At 40.3% G+C, this 703-nt stretch carries 1 protein-coding gene; it reads left to right on the top strand.

All coding sequences use genetic code 11. From position 1 onward, the window contains the following. Nucleotides 1-669: IS3 family transposase (locus tag AB4329_RS21650; protein ID WP_372139255.1), on the top strand; the 669-nt coding region annotated here is incomplete at its 5' end. Nucleotides 670-703: the final 34 nt, after the last annotated feature.

Below are 703 nucleotides of genomic sequence, written 5' to 3'. Positions count from 1 at the left end.
CTTAAGCCAAAGTTGCAAGAACAAGGTATCAAGTTAGGTCGGGATGCTCTTTTCAACTACTTACGTGATGAACGGTTATTGGTAAGACCTAAACGTAGTTTTACGAAAACGACAAACAGTAAGCATTGGATGAAAAAACATCCGAACTTATTAAAGAACTACAAACCATGCACTCCAGAGGGTGTGTTAGTAAGTGATATTACCTATATCCAATCAGATGAAGGCATTCACTATCTCTCATTGGTAACTGATGCGTTTAGTCGGAAAATTATGGGCTACGAGCTGAGCAACGAAATGAAGGCGACGGATGTTGTGAAAGCGCTAGATATGGCTATTAAGGGGCGTCAATATCATCGTTCGTGTATCCATCACTCTGATCGTGGTCTCCAGTATTGCTCCGGTGTTTATCAAGATAAGTTGAAAAGTAGCGGCATAAGCCCCTCGATGACAGACGGTTATGACTGCTATCAAAATGCATTAGCAGAGAGAGTAAATGGAATACTGAAACAAGAGTTCTTACTTAATAAGTGTAAAAACCTCGGAGAGCTTAAACAACTAGTAAAAGAGTCTATAAGTACCTATAACAATATGAGGCCGCACCTTAGTCTCAGGATGAAAACTCCAAATGAGGTGCATGAAAAAAGCCAACAGCTGATGCTGTTGGCTTAGTAGAAATACTGTCAACGTATTTTAGGACGAGACA

The sequence above is a fragment of the Vibrio sp. 10N.261.54.A5 genome, from assembly GCF_041471145.1.
Taxonomy (GTDB): Bacteria; Pseudomonadota; Gammaproteobacteria; order Enterobacterales; family Vibrionaceae; genus Vibrio; species Vibrio crassostreae_C.
The sequence above is the reverse complement of the archived record's forward strand: the minus strand, read 5'-3'. Positions and strand labels throughout refer to the sequence as shown.